Here is a 17,139-nt window from a genome sequence, read left to right on the forward strand (position 1 = left end):
ATTGGCGAGGCCGATACCCTGGAAAAGCTCGAAGCCCTGCTGCCATGGAACGTCCCGCTGGAGCCGATTGCAAAAAAAGTGGCGCAATACGGTAAAGGCAAGTAGGTCGATTTAACGGCGCTTACCTTTATGTTGTTCACGTCAGCAGCAGCAAAGGGAAACCTTTTCCCCCTGAATTTTACCTGCAAAGACAAATGTTATTCAGCAAACTGGATGGGCACTTGTCAAAACTAGCCGTGTCTGGAATCAGTATTTCGGATTACAGCACTCTCAAAAGGCGGCTCGGTCTATCCACAAAATCGGTACTTCATAACTGGCGAACCGTCTCACGCCATGGAGAAGTCCCAGCACTTGGAGAACGAATTGCTCATATGAGTAAGTTCGTTGCAGGTGCAAACCGGATTGGATATGTCAGCATCGGGCTGGATGCGGCGACAGGCTTAACCAAGGTCCATCACGCATGTACCGAAGGCACTCAATGCCAAAAAACTACTGCGCGTGAAATTGGGCGCTTTAGTGGAGCTGTCGGTGGAGGGATCTGGGGAGCGAAAGTAGGGGGTTCTATCGCTATTGGGGCGGCCAGTGGTGTCGCTATCGCCTTTGGCGTTGTGCTATCAGCTCCTGTTATTGCGGTGGTTGGCATCGGTGGAACAGTAGCCGGTGGCTATTACGCTGGTAGCAAGTTCAGTGAGATGGGAGCTCAGGTTGGAGAGATCATTTCCGATGCTGCCGACAATGGTTCAGAAAAGGTTATGGATGTTTTGTATAAAATGAAAGGTGCTCTTGATGACTGACATACTCGATCTGATTGGTGCCATCAGCAGCCTAATATTATTAGGGCTATTTTTCACATTGCCGTTCACTTTGCTAATGATGATTTTCATGACACCAAAGCTGGATCAGTTCATGTCTGATAATCCAAAGTTTGAAAGCCAGTGGTTCGTGAATCGTTTTACGAGATTCCACCGGTATGGTGTTGCGCTGATGGTTGACTCAAAGCGCTACAAATGCCCCAACGGGCTACGACGGCTAGCCGTTCTCTCGACCCTTATGAGTTTTCTTTTCTTACTATCTTGCATCGTAACGTTATTACTCTGAACCTAGAGCTCACGTCAAAAAGCCCCTGCAGTACAGGGGCTTTTTCATTCTAGTTTCTCGATGTGGTCACAGTGTGGACACTGCCTGAAATAAATCCTTTTATTTCAAATGCATAACGAATTATATCAAGGCGCCCAAAGCGCCTTTTTATTCATTTTACGGTCAGTGCTTGCCAAGCAGCTCATTGAGCTCGTCCGCCTTGGTATGGCGCACATCCTTGCCCTTGACGTAATAGACGATGTATTCGCAGATGTGCTGACAGCGATCGCCGACCCGCTCGATGGCCCGCGCCGCCCACAGCACGTTCAGTACCTGGGGTATGGTGCGCGGATCTTCCATCATGTAGGTCATCAGCTCGCGAATGATGGACTCGTACTCCCGATCCACCTTGTCATCTTCTTTGTAAACGGCGATGGCCGCCTCCAGATCCATGCGGGCAAAGGCGTCGAGCACGTCATGCAGCATCTTGATGGTGCGTCGACCCATGTTCTCTAGCGATACCAAAGGCGGCTGCGGCTTGTTGGCGTTGTCGGTCAGCATGCGGGCAATCTTGTCCGCCACGTCGCCGATGCGCTCCAGATCCGTGATGGTCTTGATGATGGCCATCACCAGGCGCAGGTCGGACGCGGTGGGCTGACGTTTGGCGATGATGCGGGTGCACTCCTCGTCGATCGCCACTTCCATAGCGTTGACCTTGTGGTCGTTGGCCACTATCTTGCACGCCGCATCCAGATCCTGATCGTGGATGGCCGCGATGGCGTCGGTCAGTTGCTGCTCCACCAGACCGCCCATCACCAGCACCTGATTGCGCACGCTCTCTAGCTCGGCATTGAACTGACCGGAGATGTGTTTATTGAGGTTCATATTGTCCATACAAATAATCCTTGATGCTCCGATTATGCCTTAGCCGTTGAACTGACCGGTAATCTGTTTATTGATGCTCATCTTGTTCATACCCATGATCCTTGTTGCACCAACCATGCCTCAGCCGTTGAACTGACCGGTAATCTGTTTATTGATGCTCATCTTGTTCATATCAATAAGATCCTTGTTGCACCCACCATGCCTTAGCCGTAACGACCTGTGATGTAATCTTCGGTCTTTTTCTTGGCCGGGGTGGTGAAGATGGTGTTGGTGTTCGAGTACTCGATAAGCTCGCCCATATACATGAAGGCAGTCTGATCCGACACCCGCGCCGCCTGTTGCATGTTGTGGGTCACGATCACCACGGTGAACTGGCTCTTGAGCTCGTTGATCAGCTCCTCGATGGTGAGGGTCGAAATCGGATCCAGCGCAGAGGTGGGTTCATCCAGCAGCAGCACTTCCGGTTCGATGGCGATGGCCCGGGCGATCACCAGACGCTGCTGCTGACCACCGGAGAGACCGAAGGCATTGTCGTGCAGACGATCCTTCACCTCGTCCCACAGCGCCGCACCGCGCAGGGAGCGCTCGGCCGCCTCATCCAGGGTGCGTCTGTCGTTGATGCCCTGCAGGCGCAGGCCGTAGATCACGTTCTCGTAGATGGACTTGGGGAAAGGGTTCGGACGCTGGAACACCATGCCCACCTGACGACGCAGGGCAGAAACATCCACTCCCTTGTCGTAGATGTTGTGGCCGTGCAGCTGGATCTCCCCCTCGATGCGGCAGATCTCCACCAGATCGTTCATCCGGTTGATACAGCGCAGCAGGGTCGATTTACCACAACCGGACGGACCGATAAACGCAGTCACCTGCCCTTTCGGGATCTTCATGTTGACGTTGAACAGCGCCTGTTTGTTGCCGTAGTACAGGTTAAGATCCTTCACCTTCAGCGCGGTCTGCTCCGGGCTCAGGTTGAGCAGATCCAGCGCAGTGTGCTGGGTGGACGTGGTCGTTACGTTGATCATCTGTTACCTCAAATCAGTCGGTGGCGGCGGGCATCTTGATGCGCCAGCGGCCGGAACACTTGACTGGCAAGGGGGGAAACCCGTCCCTTGCCTCACATCAGTCTGGGGTGGCTGGATTCATGTTCCAGCCACCGGGATTTCTCACGCAGTGGTTACGAATGGCTGTGATGTCGGTCAGGTTCATGCTGTTCATCCATTGTCTCAACATCCGTCCGGGCAGCCACATCAATGTTCCAAAGAGCGGAATTTTTCACGCAAGTGGTTACGAATACCGATGGCAGTCAGGTTGAGGCTAACGATCACCGTCACCAGCAGGAAGGCGGTGGCATAGACCAACGGGCGCGCCGCCTCGACGTTGGGACTCTGAAACCCGACATCATAGATGTGGAAGCCCAGGTGCATGAACTTGCGCTCCACGTGCAGGAACGGGAAGTTGCCATCCATCGGCAGGGTCGGCGCCAGTTTCACCACCCCCACCAGCATCAGCGGCGCCACTTCACCGGCAGCACGGGCAATCGCCAGAATAAGGCCGGTCATGATGGCCGGACTCGCCATCGGCAGCACGATGCGCCACAGGGTCTCGGCCTGGGTGGCCCCCAGTGCCAGCGAGCCCTGACGTATGGTGCCCGGGATCCGCGACAGCCCCTCTTCGGTGGAGACAATCACCACCGGCAGAGTCAGGATAGCCAAAGTCAGCGCCGCCCAGATAACACCGGGTGAGCCAAAGGTCGGGCTCGGCAGCGCTTCCGGGTAGAACAGCCGATCCAGCGAGCCGCCCAGGGTATAGACGAAGAGGCCCAGACCGAACACGCCGTAGACGATGGAGGGTACACCCGCGAGGTTGATCACGGCGATGCGGATGATCTTGGTCAGACTGTTCTTGCCCGCGTACTCGTGCAGGTAGACAGCCGCCACCACGCCGAGCGGCGTGACTATGATCGCCATCAGGAGCACCATGAACACGGTGCCGAAGATGGCCGGGAATACGCCGCCCTCGGTGTTGGCCTCGCGGGGATCGTCGGAGACGAACTTGCCGATCTGGTGGAACCAGTGACCCACCTTGGCCAGCAGGCTCATGTCGTTGGGCCACACCACATCCAGTACCTTGGACATGGGCATGGTCACCAGCTCACCACGCATATCCTTGACAGTAATGGCGTCGCGGTCGGCCTGGCTGCGCAGGGAGAAGAGCTCTTTTTCCAGCAGCTGATAACGGTCGTTGAGCGCCTGGCGCTCACTGGCCAGTTCGGCTTTGAGCTGATCGGTCAGCTTGTCATCCAGCTCGGCCCTGCGCTCTTTCAGGCGCAGCCGCTCCAGCTGATAGTTGATCCTGCCAATATCCCCTTTTTGCAGATCGTTAGCCTGTGCGGAGAGCGCATTGGCGCGAGCCAGCACCCGCTTCAGAGCAGGGTGCAGATCCGTGGTCAGCTCGTTGCCATCCTCCTTCACCCCCACGATGTAGCCGTAGAAGTTGCCGTTGGTGGTACGCTCCACCATCGCCAGCTCGGCAGGCCGGGTCCGGGACTTGATGTCGGTCTCCAGCACCCAGCGGAAATCGAGGTCGACGAACTCGCGGTTGCCAGTCTTGACCAGATAACGAGTGATCTGCTCACGCTCCTCCCCTTCCAGCGGGATACCTGCGGCACGCAGCCGCTCCACCGGCACCAGCTCGCGATCATTGATCTCACCGATCAACACGCTTTTGTTGCCGTTGGCATCCTCAAGTTGCCACTCATAGATAGGGTGAGGCCAGAAGTAGACCAGACCACGCCAGCCGATGAGCAGCAACAGACCCAGTACCGCCACCAGACTCAGGCTGACGGCCCCCCCCGTCATCCAGATCCAGGGGGCCCCTGATTTAAACCACTTACCCATTGTCGATTCCTTGTCCATTACAGAGTTGCCCCTTACATCGAGCTGTATTTTTCACGCAACCGCTGACGGACAAACTCGGCCAGGGTGTTGAACATAAAGGTGAACACAAACAGGACGAAGGCCGCGAGGAACAGCACCCGATAGTGGGAACTGCCTACTTCCGATTCCGGCATCTCCACCGCGATGTTAGCGGCAAGGGTGCGCAGCCCCTGGAACATGGAGAAGTCCATGATGGGGGTATTGCCGGTGGCCATCAGCACTATCATGGTCTCGCCCACGGCGCGGCCAAGACCCATCATCACCGCCGAGAAGATGCCCGGACTGGCGGTGAGGATCACCACCCGGCTCAGGGTCTGCCAGGGAGTCGCCCCCAGCGCCAGCGAGCCCTGAGTGAGATGCTTGGGCACGGAGAACACGGCGTCCTCTGCGATAGAGAAAATAGTAGGGATGACAGCAAAGCCCATGGCGATACCGACTACCAGGGAGTTGCGCTGATCAAACTTGATGCCCATCTCGTGAGTCAGCCAGATGCGCGAATCGCCGTGCATGAAGGCGTTCTCGATGAGCGGGCTCACCGCGAAGGCGCCCCAGCCGATCAGCAGCAGCACGGGGATCAGCAGGATGGCGTGCCACCCCTCCGGCAACCAGGATTTGCAGCGCTCCGGCAGATAGTTCCACACCAGCGCGGTCAGCAGCATCCCCATTGGCAGCAGGATGAATAGCAGCACTACCCCGGGCAGCGTCCCTTCGATGATGGGCGCCAGCCACAGACCCGCCAGAAAGCCCAGAATAACGGTCGGCAGCGCCGCCATGATCTCGACCGTCGGCTTGACGTATTTGCGCAGCCCGGCCGACATGAAGTAGGCGGTGTAGATGGCGCCAGCGACCCCGAGCGGCACCGCAAACATCATGGCGTAGAAGGCGGCTTTCAGGGTGCCAAACACCAGCGGCACCAGGCTCAGCTTGGCTTCGAAGTCGTTGCTGGCGGAGGTGGATTGCCACACATACTGAGGCTCGGGATAGCCTTCGTACCACACCTCTTGCCACAGAGCAGACCAGGTCACCTCGGGATGCTCATTCTCCACCGTGAACAACTTGAAGCCACCCTCCTGCTGCATCAGCAGCACGTTGTGGCGTGGCGAGATGGCCAGGGCCGACAAGGGGCCGCCCTCGACCTTCTCGCTCAGCAGCTTGGTCTCGCCGGTGGCGTGGAAGAAGCTGACGGTGCCATCACTGCCTGCACTGATGAAGCCCTTGCGAAAGTGCTCCGGGGTGAGCAGATCCACAGGGCCATCGCCCTTGAAGTCACGAATTTGGGTGAACTGGCGCTTGCCATCCTTGGCCACTTCAAACCACTGGGAGATGACGCCGTTGTCGTTGCCCACCAGCAGGGAGGAGGCACCGGAGAGCAGCTCAACCCGGGTCACGTTGGCATTGGGGGCATTGATCTCCATGACGTTGCGCAGGGAGATGTCATTGAGGTTGTGGATGTCGTAGACAGAGAGGCGGTTGCCGTCACGCACGAACAGGATACGCAGATTGGGGGTCAGCAACAGCTGATCCACATGACGCGGCAGGGAGGGAATGCTGTAGTTCTGGGCGCTCCACTCCACCTCGCCGGAGAGGAAATTCTCCTCGCCGGTCATCACCGTCATCACGCCGCGACCATCCTCGGTCACAGCGGCGGTGGCCATCTTCTCCTTGGTCGCCGCGAACACCATCAGCTGCAACGCTTTTCCTTGCGGATCAATCACCACAGGTGTTTCACCGAAGGGATACTGCAGGCTGGGTTCTATGACCCGCACATCGTTGGGATAGGAGACCTTGAAGTAGGGCTGCATCACCAGCGCCGTGCCATCGGCAAAACCGTAAGCGATGAGCTTCTGACCCGGCGCGGGTGACGCGACCGTGGTGATGTCGCCGGCAACCTGGGCCTGACCCAGGGCCTGCCCCACCTTGACCTTGCCATCCCCCTGGACGGCGAAGAAGTTGACCAGCCCCTTGTCGCTGAAGCGATAGCCAATCTCGTTCTGCTCCTCTACCCCAAGCCAGGCCGTCTTGCCCTCAACGGGCAGCGTAAACGACGCGGTCGGCTCCATCGTGGCACCATTGAAGATGGGTTTCACCACATAGAGCAGGTAGAAGAAAATGAGCAACAGGGCCACCAGCACCAGGGCACCACCTGCGGTGACCCCGTACTTGGCCAACTTATCCTTGATACGGCGCTTTCTACTGCCCGCCATACCCAAGTTTATCGATTCCGATGACATGCAAGACCTCAATGTGCGCTAGCTTGGCGGCATTATATGGCGGTTGCATGACAGTTTTGTTACATCAAGGCCCTCTGCGAATAGGCTATTTTGAGGGGCATTCAGGCAGGATGTTGTGGGCAATCAGCAGTGCCAACCATCTGTTTTATATGGGGATATATGAAGGCATCAAGCGCGGGGCAAGGCGGCTCACCCCCGTTGGCCTCAGACGGCAGGGCCGCCGCTTTGTTGCAGCGCCTGTCTGGCCGCCTTTTTCTCGGCGCGGCGACGCTTGAAGAAGGCTGACAGCTGGGCCGAGCAGGCTTCCGCCAGCACACCGCCGGTCAGCGTCACCCTGTGGTTATGACGCGGGTCCTGCAATATTTCGAACACGGACCCCGCGGCTCCGGTCTTGAGATCTCGCGCCCCGAACACCACTCGCTTGACCCGACTGTGGATCAGGGCGCCGGCGCACATGCAACAGGGCTCCAGCGTCACATAGAGGGTGGTGTCGAGCAGACGGTAGTTCGCCAGCCGAACACCTGCCGCGCGGATTGCCATGATTTCCGCATGGGCGCAGGCGTCATGAGTGCTGATGGAACGATTCCACCCCTCACCGACCACCTCGTCCCCCAGCACCAGCACGGCACCAACCGGGATCTCGCCTATCCCTTCAGCCCTGGCGGCCAGCGCCATGGCGTAATGCATCCAGCGCTCGTCTTGTTGCGCTTGCTCAAAGGAGTCAGCCTTCTCTGATGGCGTCACGCCCTTACCTCTTTGTCGTTATATTGCCTGTGCGCCTTGAACATTGACGCAGTGCCGACCGGGATCTCACCTGTTTCCCCCTCAGCCCTGGCGGCCAGCGCCATGGCGTAATGCATCCAGCGCTCGTCTTGTTCGCTATACCCCAAGCACGGTGCGACTTCTGATAGTTCCACGCCCTTGTCCTCTCTCGACAGCATGTTCATGACGGTTTGCCCTGCCTCCCGGCCTGACTGATGACGCTCATCTGTCTCTGGTCTTTGTGCGGATGTGGTTATCCGGGACAGGTCCCTGCCCGGCGGGTGATAACAAGGTGCGTGATCACCCGGCAAGGCTGCGCGCCTGGCAGTGGCTGCGCGCACCACAACACGGGGCGGCGATTATGCCAAATCTCACCTGCGGCCCCAAGCTACATCTTGGTTGCACAATAAAGAAGCAGTCGGCATCTCCCTGATAAAAAAGGAGTTGCACCAACCAATCCATATCATTAGACTCCCTTTCGTCAGCTCGAACTGACCTCGTCGGTGTGTAGCGCAGCCAGGTAGCGCATCTGCATGGGGTGTAGAGGGTCGGAGGTTCGAATCCTCTCACACCGACCATTTTCCCCGAAAATAGCCCAGTCACATGACTGGGCTATTTTTTTGCCTCGTTGCCAACGCCCTATCTTTATTGTCCTGCAAAACGCCCTACCCAAAGAGCCATCACTTATCAGCGGCACGCTTTTTACCCAGAACCACTTGAAACCCAACCAAAGTATCGCTAGGATACGCCACTTTTCCGCCGGCAGTGGATACAAGGAGGTGGAAACCCGGGTGATGGAGTCACCAACCGGCTTGCAATCCAACAAGGCAAGCACCCATGACGCAAACCGTTGACGCACAACCCGACCAGACCCCTCTACCACCACCGAACGTCGAACTCGGCGATAACGAATACGGCACTATCGTACGCCTCGACGTGGTCGATCTGGCGGCACCGGACGACGATTACTGATCACGCCCTTAAAGGGATCCCCGGCACGCAATGGGATTGTGTGGCCACTGAGCCGTGAATTTCGCCACCTTGCATCCTCCCGAGGGGCCAGAAAGAGCGGCTGATACAAATAACAATAAAATGCTATATATCTGAACATTACCAGTTGTATTCACTATTCATCACCCTCCCCTCCCCCTGCGTGTTGCCAGGCCAAGCTGATACAAACCTACGTTATTGCTCGTCACTTTGCCCTCGCTGATGGGGTAAATCCCATTCGCCTCCCATTCGCGACTCAAGTTTTAAACAAACGTTCACTAGCCAATGCTGGCAGGATCTGGATATTCACTGGGATCGCAGATCCCATTTCATACAACCGTTTTTTGAAAGCTTGGAGTTAGGTCGGGATTTGTTTTTGCATATGTAATTTTATTACGTAATAAATTACATATCGAGCCTCATTATCCCCACTGGATCACACCACCATCAGGGGTCGGAAAACAAGAGCATAACCATCTGCATAGAGTTTTTACGCTAATCATATAAAGCCATTAAAAACATAACCTTAACCACAACCCAAAAACGGGTGTTTTAAAAAACCGGTTGACGAGCAGAGCAATATTTCGCACCTTATAAATCGTGTCACCCCGTCGTTACGGGACGTTTGAAAGAACAGGGATCGACTTTGGTCGTAGTTAGTAAGTTCAAAATGTAATTTTCAAAGGAGTGAACCTTATGTCGGCACCGGCTCAGACCCACTGCAGCGCCCGCCTTCGCATCCAGGGCGAGATGCTGCCCGAATGCGCGCAAATTCTGACGCCGGACGCGGTGGCTCTGGTCGCCGAACTGGTAGAACGTTTTGCTCCCCAAAGAGGGGAATTGCTGAAACAACGTGTGGCACGCCAGGCCCGCATTGATGGCGGCGAGCTGCCGGACTTCCTGCCCGAAACCGCCCACATTCGTGCCGGTGACTGGACCGTTCGCGGTATTCCCGCCGACCTGCAAGACAGACGGGTGGAGATCACGGGCCCGGTCGAGCGCAAGATGGTGATCAACGCCCTCAATGCCAACGTTAAAGTGTTCATGGCGGACTTCGAGGATTCGCTGGCCCCCGCCTGGAACAAGGTGATCGAGGGGCAAATCAACCTGCGCGATGCGGTCAACGGCACCGTTTCTTACACCAGTCCGGAAGGAAAGGCCTATACCCTGACCCCCAACCCGGCCGTGCTTATCTGCCGGGTTCGTGGCCTGCACCTGCCGGAAAAATATGTCACCTTTGATGGCTCCCCCATCCCGGGCGGCCTGTTCGACTTTGCCCTCTACTTCCTGCACAACTATCAGGCGCTGCTGGCCAAAGGGTCGGGCCCCTACTTCTATGTACCCAAGTTGCAAAGCCATCTGGAAGGGCGCTGGTGGAGCGAAGTGTTCGCCTGGACCGAAGACAAGTTCGGTCTGCCCCGCGGTACCATCAAGGCCACCGTACTGATTGAAACCCTGCCCGCCGTATTCGAGATGGATGAGCTGCTCTATCAGATGCAGGATCACATAGTCGCGCTCAACTGTGGCCGCTGGGACTACATCTTCAGCTATATCAAGACGCTCAAGAACCACCCGGATCGAGTACTGCCAGACAGGCAGGTGGTGACCATGGACAAACCCTTCCTCTGCGCCTACTCGCGCCTGCTGATCAAGACCTGTCACAAGCGCGGCGCGCTGGCCATGGGCGGCATGGCCGCCTTCATCCCGGCCAAAGATGCGGCCGTCAACGAGCAGGTGTTTGCCAAGGTCAAAGCCGACAAGGAGCGCGAAGCCAACAACGGCCACGATGGTACCTGGGTCGCCCACCCCGGCCTCGCCGATACCGCCATGGCGGTGTTCAACACCACCATCGCGGCTGGCGCCAAGAACCAGATCGGTGTGTTGCGCGAGCAGGATGCCCCCATCACCGCCGCCGACCTGCTGGCCCCCTGTGAGGGTGAGCGCACCGAGGCGGGGATGCGCACCAATATCCGCGTTGCTCTGCAATATCTGGAGGCATGGATCAACGGCAACGGCTGCGTGCCCATCTACGGCCTGATGGAAGATGCCGCCACCGCCGAGATCTCCCGCACCTCCATCTGGCAGTGGATCCGCCATGGCAAGAGCCTGTCGAATGGTCAAGTGGTGACCAAGGATCTGTTTCGCCAGATGCTGGTCGAGGAGCAGCAGGTGGTCAAACGCGAACTGGGCGATGCCCGCTGGCAGGCAGGGCGTTTTGCCGAAGCGAGCGAGCTGATGGAGCAGATCACCTGCGCGGATACCCTGATCGATTTTCTGACGCTGCCCGGTTACGAGCGACTCTGAATCACGGGCCCCCCAGCGGGGCTCGCCAATAACAAGTCAATGGACACGTGAAATCAATGAAAGAGGGAACTGATATGGCACTGACCCGTGAGCAACAGATCCAGGCTATCGAGAAAGACTGGGCACAAAACCCCCGCTGGAAAGGGATCAAACGCGGCTACAGCGCCGAAGACGTGGTGAACCTGCGCGGCAGCTTGCAGCCTGCGCACACCCTGGCTCAGCGTGGCGCCGACAAATTGTGGGAACTGATACACGGCAGCGCCAAGAAAGGCTACGTCAACTGCCTCGGTGCCCTGACCGGCGGCCAGGCGGTGCAGCAGGCCAAGGCGGGCATAGAGGCCATCTACCTCTCCGGCTGGCAAGTGGCGGCGGACAACAACTTGTCCTCCACCATGTATCCGGATCAGTCCCTCTACCCGGCGAACTCTGTCCCGTCCGTGGTGGAACGCATCAACAACTCGTTTGCCCGTGCCGATCAGATCCAGTGGGCCAACAAGGTGGGTCCGCAGGATGCCGGTTTCATCGACTACTTCCTGCCGATCGTGGCGGATGCGGAAGCCGGTTTCGGCGGCGTGCTGAATGCCTTCGAGCTGATGAAGGGAATGATTGAAGCCGGTGCCGCCGGTGTGCACTTCGAAGATCAGCTGGCCTCGGTCAAGAAGTGCGGCCACATGGGTGGCAAAGTGCTGGTCCCCACCCAGGAAGCGGTGCAGAAGCTGGTTGCAGCACGCCTCGCAGCCGACGTCTGTGGCACCACGACGCTGGTGATCGCCCGTACCGACGCCAACGCGGCGGACTTGCTGACCACGGATGCAGACCCTTACGATGCCGGCTTCCTGACCGGTGAACGCACCGCAGAAGGCTTCTACAAGGTGCAGGCGGGTATCGAACAGGCCATCTCCCGTGGTCTGGCCTATGCCCCTTACGCCGACATGGTGTGGTGTGAAACCGCCAAGCCGGATCTGGACGAGGCGCGCAAGTTTGCCGAAGCCATCAAGGCGCAGTACCCGGACACCATACTGGCCTACAACTGCTCCCCCAGTTTCAACTGGAAGAAGAACCTGGACGATGCCACCATCGCCCGCTTCCAGCAGGAGCTGTCCGATATGGGTTACAAGTACCAGTTCATCACGCTCGCCGGCATTCATAACATGTGGTTCCACATGTACGAACTGGCCTACCAGTACGCCCGTGGCGAGGGGATGAAGCACTACGTCGAAATGGTACAGGAGCCGGAATTTGCCGCCGCCAGCCGTGGTTACACCTTCGTGGCGCACCAGCAGGAAGTGGGCACGGGTTACTTTGACAAGGTGACCACCGTCATTCAGGGGGGCCAATCCTCGGTCACCGCACTGACAGGTTCCACCGAAGAAGATCAGTTCCACTGATAAGCAGGGCTTCCTTGAGATAGCAAAACCCCGGCCAGGTGCCGGGGTTTCTTTTTGTCTGTTGTATCAGCGCCGCTGCGGCTCAGGCACACCCAATGGCTCAGAGTTCGAGGATCTCTTTGACAAAGGGGATGGTGAGCTTGCGCTTGGCGCGAAATGAGGCGTTATCGAGCTGATTGAGGGTGGTAAGCAGGGTGCGCATGTCGCGGGAGAGTCGGTTGAGCAGGAAGCGGCCCACGTCGATGGGCAATTTGAAGCCCCGCAGCTCGGCACGCAGCTGCAGGGCACTGAGCTTGCCTTCATCATCCAGCTCGTCGAGGTGGAAGCTCACCCCCCAGTCGAGGCGGGAGGCAAGATCCGGCAGTTGCAGCCCCAGCTTGCGCGGTGCACTGCAACCCGTGACCACCAGCGTCCCCTCCCCTTTCTCCTGCCAGCGATTGTAGAAATCGAACAAGGCCCGCTCCCACAGCGCATTGCCGGCGATTGCTTCGAGACTGTCGAGACAGACCAGTGGCAGGCTTTCGAGGGCATCGAGCATGCTGGGATCGAGCTGTTCGAACTGATCGAGGGAGAGATAGGCCGCCGCCGCATCGCGGGCGTTGACCTCGGCGCAAGTGGCGTGCAGCAGGTGGGAGCGTCCCGACCCCTTGGCACCCCAAAAATAGAGGAAAGGCGCTCCCTGACCGATGGCCGCATTCTTGAGGGCGGTGATCAGGTGCGCATTGTTGCCGGGATAAAAACTGACGAAGGTTTCATCATCCGGTAATTGTACGGCTAAAGACAGTTGGGCCGGTTGCTTCACTCGTTGGGCTTTGACTGTGACATTTGTGGCTGAGTGTATCATCGCAAAGGCAGATAGAGAACCGCCCGGACTTGGCCGGGCGGTTGAGACAAAGCAGAAATGATCAGGGCTGCGACCATTGATAGCGCAAACCGCTGTCATTATCGTCAATTTGGCGCAACCTGCTCTCCAGTTGCAGGCCACGGATGAGCTCAGCCTTATCCCCCTGCAACGCGAGGTTGAAGGTGACCGTGTCCCCCTCCAGCTGGCCGATCTCCACCTTGGTGACACTGGCCATGCCCTGCAGCATCTTCTGCACCGTGATCATGCCGTCTATGCCGGACAAGCCTTCCACCACCAGGGTTTGGCTGGAGGCGACACCCGAGATGCGCGCACCATAGTTTTGCACCAGCCAGGCCGCCAGCCCATCGGCAAACCCCTGTGCCACCTCGGCCTGGGTGCCGCTGCCACTACCGCGGGTCAGCTCGGCCTGTTCGCCACCGGCTTTGGGTCCATAGAGGCCCCAGTCTATGTTCCACGTTTCCCCTTCCGGGGTCAGCTTGCCCAGCACCACCATCTCGGCGCCATAACGCTGGCTCGCCTTGAGGATGGGGTCGGCGAAGCGGCCCCAGACATCGGTGGCATTGACCGCCATGTTGTCATCGAGATCCATCAAGGGAATACTGACAGGCAAGCCCATGGCCTGGCTCTGGGCACGCAGCGCGGCGGCCCAGCCATCGCTGGACTGATCCGGCAGGAGGCGGCGTTCTCCCTCATTGATCACCAGCCAGATGGCCACTTGAGGCCGCGCTGGTCCAAGCAGGGCAAACTTGCTCTGGGAGATCAGGGCGTTGACCTTGGCGACGTCAAAGTCGGCCTTGAGAAACTTGACCGGTCCCACGTCCTGATAACCGTAGTGCTGCACATAGTCGCCTGGAGCGGCCAGCGCCTTGACCACGGCCGGCTGGGTGAGGATATCCCGCTTGCCGGTCACCTTGACGAGTACCTCCCCCAGCGCCTGGGACTGGGCCGCCACCATGTCGCCGCTGGTGGGCGCCTTGCCCTGATAGAGATCGGTCACCTGAGCGGCCGAGACCATGAATGACAAGCCGCAGCAGAGGGCGGTCACAACACGTTTTAACATGAGAAAAGTCTCGAAATGGGAGATGGTGCTTATGGTAGCGGCAAGGTGCGCATTGCAGCAAGCTGGAGGGGGATAAACAGCAGAGCCGGCAAGGCGCCGGCTCCATTCTCACCCCTCACACAGAGAAGGTGGTCACGTCATCAGGCATTACTTGGTGCCGAAGATCTTGTCGCCGGCATCGCCCAGACCCGGGACAATATAGCCTTTCTCGTTCAGGCCCTGATCGACGGAGGCGCAGTAGAGCTCGACATCGGGGTGCACAGCTTCCAGCGCCTTGATCCCTTCCGGCGCGGCAACCAACACCAGGACCTTGATGGACTGGCAGCCTTTCTTCTTCAGCAGGTCGATGGTGGCGATCATGGAGCCGCCGGTGGCCAACATGGGATCGATGACCAGTGCCAGACGCTCTTCGATGTTGCTGACTATTTTCTCGAAATAGGGAACCGGTTGCAGGGTCTCTTCATCGCGGTAGATACCGACCACGCTGACGCGGGCGCTCGGCATGTGCTCCAGCACGCCATCCATCATGCCAAGACCGGCACGCAGGATAGGCACGACGGTGACCTTCTTGCCCTTGATCTGGTCAACTTCCACTGGCCCGTTCCAGCCATCGATGGTAACCTTCTCGGTTTCGAAGTCAGAGGTCGCTTCGTAGGTCAACAAACTGCCCACTTCTTTGGCCAGTTCACGGAAACGCTTGGTGCTGATATCGCCTTCACGCATCAGACCGATCTTGTGTTTGACCAGGGGGTGTTTGACTTCAACGACTTTCATTATTATCTCCTCTAACTGCCGCAAAAAAATCGCGGAATCATACAACAAAAGCCGACTCTTGTAGAGCTTTTCCACGCAAAAACGCGCAAACGATTTCCTTTCTGCTTTTACCCGGCCACTGTTAGAATACGCCCCGAATTTTACCCTCCACTTCTTTATATGACGGGGAATACGCGTGACTGACAAAACCTCACTGAGCTACAAGGATGCTGGCGTAGATATCGATGCTGGCAATGCACTGGTTGAACGTATCAAGGGCGTGTCAAAGCGCACTCGTCGTCCTGAAGTCCTTGGTGGTCTCGGCGGCTTTGGGGCCCTGTGTCAAATCCCTGCGGGCTACAAGGAGCCGGTACTGGTCTCCGGCACCGATGGTGTGGGCACCAAGCTGCGTCTCGCCATCGATCTGAAAAAGCACGACACCGTCGGTATCGACCTGGTGGCCATGTGCGTCAATGACCTGATAGTGCAAGGCGCCGAGCCGCTGTTCTTCCTCGACTACTATGCCACCGGCAAGCTGGACGTGGACACCGCGGCCGCCGTGGTCACCGGCATAGGTGCTGGCTGCGAGCAATCCGGCTGCGCCCTGGTGGGCGGTGAAACCGCCGAGATGCCGGGCATGTATGAAGGGGAAGACTACGACATCGCCGGTTTCTGCGTCGGCGTGGTGGAGAAGAGCGAGATCATCGACGGCAGCAAGGTCGGTGACGGCGATGCCCTGATCGCCCTGGCTGCCAGCGGCCCCCACTCCAACGGTTTCTCGCTGGTGCGCAAGATCCTGGAAGTGTCCAAGGCAGACGTTCATCAGCCACTCGGTGACACCACCCTGGCCAACGCCCTGCTGGAGCCAACCCGCATCTATGTGAAGCCCGTGCTCAAGCTGATCAAGGAGTGCGAGATCCATGCCCTGTCCCACATCACGGGCGGCGGCTTCTGGGAGAACATCCCCCGCGTGCTGCCCGCCAATACCCAGGCGGTGATCGACGAGCAGAGCTGGCAGTGGCCGGCGGTGTTCGGCTGGTTGCAGCAAGCTGGCAACGTCACCCGTCACGAGATGTACCGAACCTTCAATTGCGGCGTCGGCATGATCATCGCCCTGCCTGCGGATCAGCTCGAAAAGGCGCTGACCCTGCTCAAGGCGGAAGGCGAGAACGCATGGCACATCGGCCATATCGCCAAGGCGGCCGATGGTGAAGAACAAGTCGTCATAAAATGACCTCCCCAATGAAACGGATCCTGGTGCTTGTCTCCGGCAGCGGCAGCAACCTGCAGGCTATTCTCGACAATTGCGCCAGCGGCAAGATTGCCGGCGAAGTGGTCGGTGTCATCAGCAACAAGGCCGATGCCTACGGCTTGGTGCGTGCGCAAACGGCCGGGGTAGCGACCGCCATTCTGGCCCAGCAGCAGTTTGCCAGCCGGGCGGAGTATGACGTCGCCCTGCAGGCGCTGATGGATGACTATCAGCCGGATCTGGTGGTACTGGCCGGCTTTATGCGGATCCTGAGTGCCGATCTGGTGCGTCACTTCGCAGGGCGGATGGTCAACATCCACCCGTCACTACTGCCCAAGTATCAGGGCTTGCACACTCACCAGCGCGCCATCGACGCCGGTGATAGCGAGCACGGTGCCAGCGTCCACTTCGTCACCGAAGAGTTGGATGGTGGCCCGGTGATCCTGCAGGCTCGCGTCCCCATCTTCGAAGATGACGATGTCGAGGAAGTGGCGGCCAGGGTGCAGGTCCAGGAGCACAGCATCTACCCGCTGGTGGTGCAGTGGTTCTGCGAGGGAAGGCTGAGAATGCAAGGCGATACCATCCTGCTGGACGGTATCGAGCTTGGCCCCGCGGGTCATGCCTGCGAGTAACCGCCAA

Annotated in this window: 15 protein-coding genes, 1 tRNA gene and 1 pseudogene; 8 read left to right on the forward strand and 9 right to left on the reverse strand. The window is 58.2% G+C overall.

Translation table 11 applies throughout. The annotated features are described in order from the left end of the window. The first annotated feature begins 371 nt into the window (after positions 1-371). Both GWQ22_RS07685 and GWQ22_RS07690 read left to right on the forward strand, forming a co-directional pair. Positions 372-794 (forward strand): hypothetical protein, encoded by a 423-nt coding sequence (locus GWQ22_RS07685; RefSeq protein ID WP_275929936.1) that lies wholly within the window; start codon positions 372-374, stop codon positions 792-794. Then, positions 787-1,098: a hypothetical protein gene (locus GWQ22_RS07690; RefSeq protein ID WP_275929937.1), complete on the forward strand. Its 312-nt coding sequence runs from the start codon at positions 787-789 to the stop codon at positions 1,096-1,098. The genes GWQ22_RS07685 and GWQ22_RS07690 overlap by 8 nt, the downstream gene beginning before the upstream one ends. A gap of 162 nt (positions 1,099-1,260) precedes the next feature. On the opposite strand, the gene phoU is transcribed toward GWQ22_RS07690, so the two are convergent. From phoU to GWQ22_RS07720, 6 genes and pseudogenes are all read right to left on the reverse strand, one after another. Beyond that, on the reverse strand, positions 1,261-1,971 hold the full coding sequence (gene phoU / locus GWQ22_RS07695; RefSeq protein WP_275929938.1) for a phosphate signaling complex protein PhoU: 711 nt from the start codon (positions 1,969-1,971) through the stop codon (positions 1,261-1,263). Between the two features lie 194 nt (positions 1,972-2,165). Further along, positions 2,166-2,984, reverse strand: a complete 819-nt coding sequence (gene pstB / locus GWQ22_RS07700; RefSeq protein ID WP_275929939.1) for a phosphate ABC transporter ATP-binding protein PstB — start codon at positions 2,982-2,984, stop codon at positions 2,166-2,168. A gap of 225 nt (positions 2,985-3,209) precedes the next feature. Beyond that, a complete protein-coding gene (gene pstA / locus GWQ22_RS07705; protein WP_275929940.1) occupies positions 3,210-4,859 on the reverse strand; it encodes a phosphate ABC transporter permease PstA in 1,650 nt (549 codons plus the stop codon). A 32-nt stretch (positions 4,860-4,891) separates the two neighbouring features. Further along, positions 4,892-7,129 (reverse strand): ABC transporter permease subunit, encoded by a 2,238-nt coding sequence (locus GWQ22_RS07710; RefSeq protein WP_275929941.1) that lies wholly within the window; start codon positions 7,127-7,129, stop codon positions 4,892-4,894. Between the two features lie 204 nt (positions 7,130-7,333). Next, positions 7,334-7,873 (reverse strand): tRNA adenosine(34) deaminase TadA, encoded by a 540-nt coding sequence (tadA, locus tag GWQ22_RS07715; RefSeq protein WP_084204632.1) that lies wholly within the window; start codon positions 7,871-7,873, stop codon positions 7,334-7,336. 53 nt (positions 7,874-7,926) lie between these two features. Further along, positions 7,927-8,070 (reverse strand): annotated as a pseudogene (locus tag GWQ22_RS07720) (tRNA adenosine(34) deaminase TadA); the annotation flags it as partial. 322 nt (positions 8,071-8,392) lie between these two features. Here GWQ22_RS07720 and GWQ22_RS07725 point away from each other — a divergent pair. From GWQ22_RS07725 to aceA, 4 genes are all read left to right on the forward strand, one after another. Further along, positions 8,393-8,469, forward strand: a tRNA-Pro gene (locus GWQ22_RS07725). A 259-nt stretch (positions 8,470-8,728) separates the two neighbouring features. Beyond that, positions 8,729-8,863: a hypothetical protein gene (locus GWQ22_RS07730; RefSeq protein ID WP_275929942.1), complete on the forward strand. Its 135-nt coding sequence runs from the start codon at positions 8,729-8,731 to the stop codon at positions 8,861-8,863. 714 nt (positions 8,864-9,577) lie between these two features. Continuing rightward, complete coding sequence (gene aceB, locus GWQ22_RS07735; RefSeq protein ID WP_275929943.1) at positions 9,578-11,185, forward strand: malate synthase A; 1,608 nt, start codon at positions 9,578-9,580, stop codon at positions 11,183-11,185. Between the two features lie 74 nt (positions 11,186-11,259). Beyond that, complete coding sequence (gene aceA, locus GWQ22_RS07740) at positions 11,260-12,573, forward strand: isocitrate lyase (RefSeq protein WP_042036481.1); 1,314 nt, start codon at positions 11,260-11,262, stop codon at positions 12,571-12,573. A 100-nt stretch (positions 12,574-12,673) separates the two neighbouring features. On the opposite strand, the gene hda is transcribed toward aceA, so the two are convergent. The 3 genes from hda to upp form a co-directional block, all read right to left on the reverse strand. After that, complete coding sequence (hda, locus tag GWQ22_RS07745; protein ID WP_041998276.1) at positions 12,674-13,375, reverse strand: DnaA inactivator Hda; 702 nt, start codon at positions 13,373-13,375, stop codon at positions 12,674-12,676. Positions 13,376-13,478: 103 nt separating this feature from the next. Further along, complete coding sequence (locus GWQ22_RS07750; protein WP_275929944.1) at positions 13,479-14,498, reverse strand: DUF2066 domain-containing protein; 1,020 nt, start codon at positions 14,496-14,498, stop codon at positions 13,479-13,481. 147 nt (positions 14,499-14,645) lie between these two features. Further along, positions 14,646-15,272, reverse strand: coding sequence for a uracil phosphoribosyltransferase (upp, locus tag GWQ22_RS07755; protein ID WP_212514474.1), 627 nt, complete (start codon positions 15,270-15,272; stop codon positions 14,646-14,648). 175 nt (positions 15,273-15,447) lie between these two features. On the opposite strand from upp, the gene purM reads away from it, so the two are divergent. Further along, positions 15,448-16,485 (forward strand): phosphoribosylformylglycinamidine cyclo-ligase, encoded by a 1,038-nt coding sequence (purM, locus tag GWQ22_RS07760; protein ID WP_042036471.1) that lies wholly within the window; start codon positions 15,448-15,450, stop codon positions 16,483-16,485. A gap of 8 nt (positions 16,486-16,493) precedes the next feature. After that, positions 16,494-17,132, forward strand: coding sequence for a phosphoribosylglycinamide formyltransferase (gene purN / locus GWQ22_RS07765; RefSeq protein WP_275929945.1), 639 nt, complete (start codon positions 16,494-16,496; stop codon positions 17,130-17,132). The last annotated feature ends 7 nt before the right edge of the window (positions 17,133-17,139 follow it).

This window comes from Aeromonas sp. 1HA1, from assembly GCF_029237385.1.
Classification (GTDB): Bacteria; Pseudomonadota; Gammaproteobacteria; order Enterobacterales; family Aeromonadaceae; genus Aeromonas; species Aeromonas popoffii.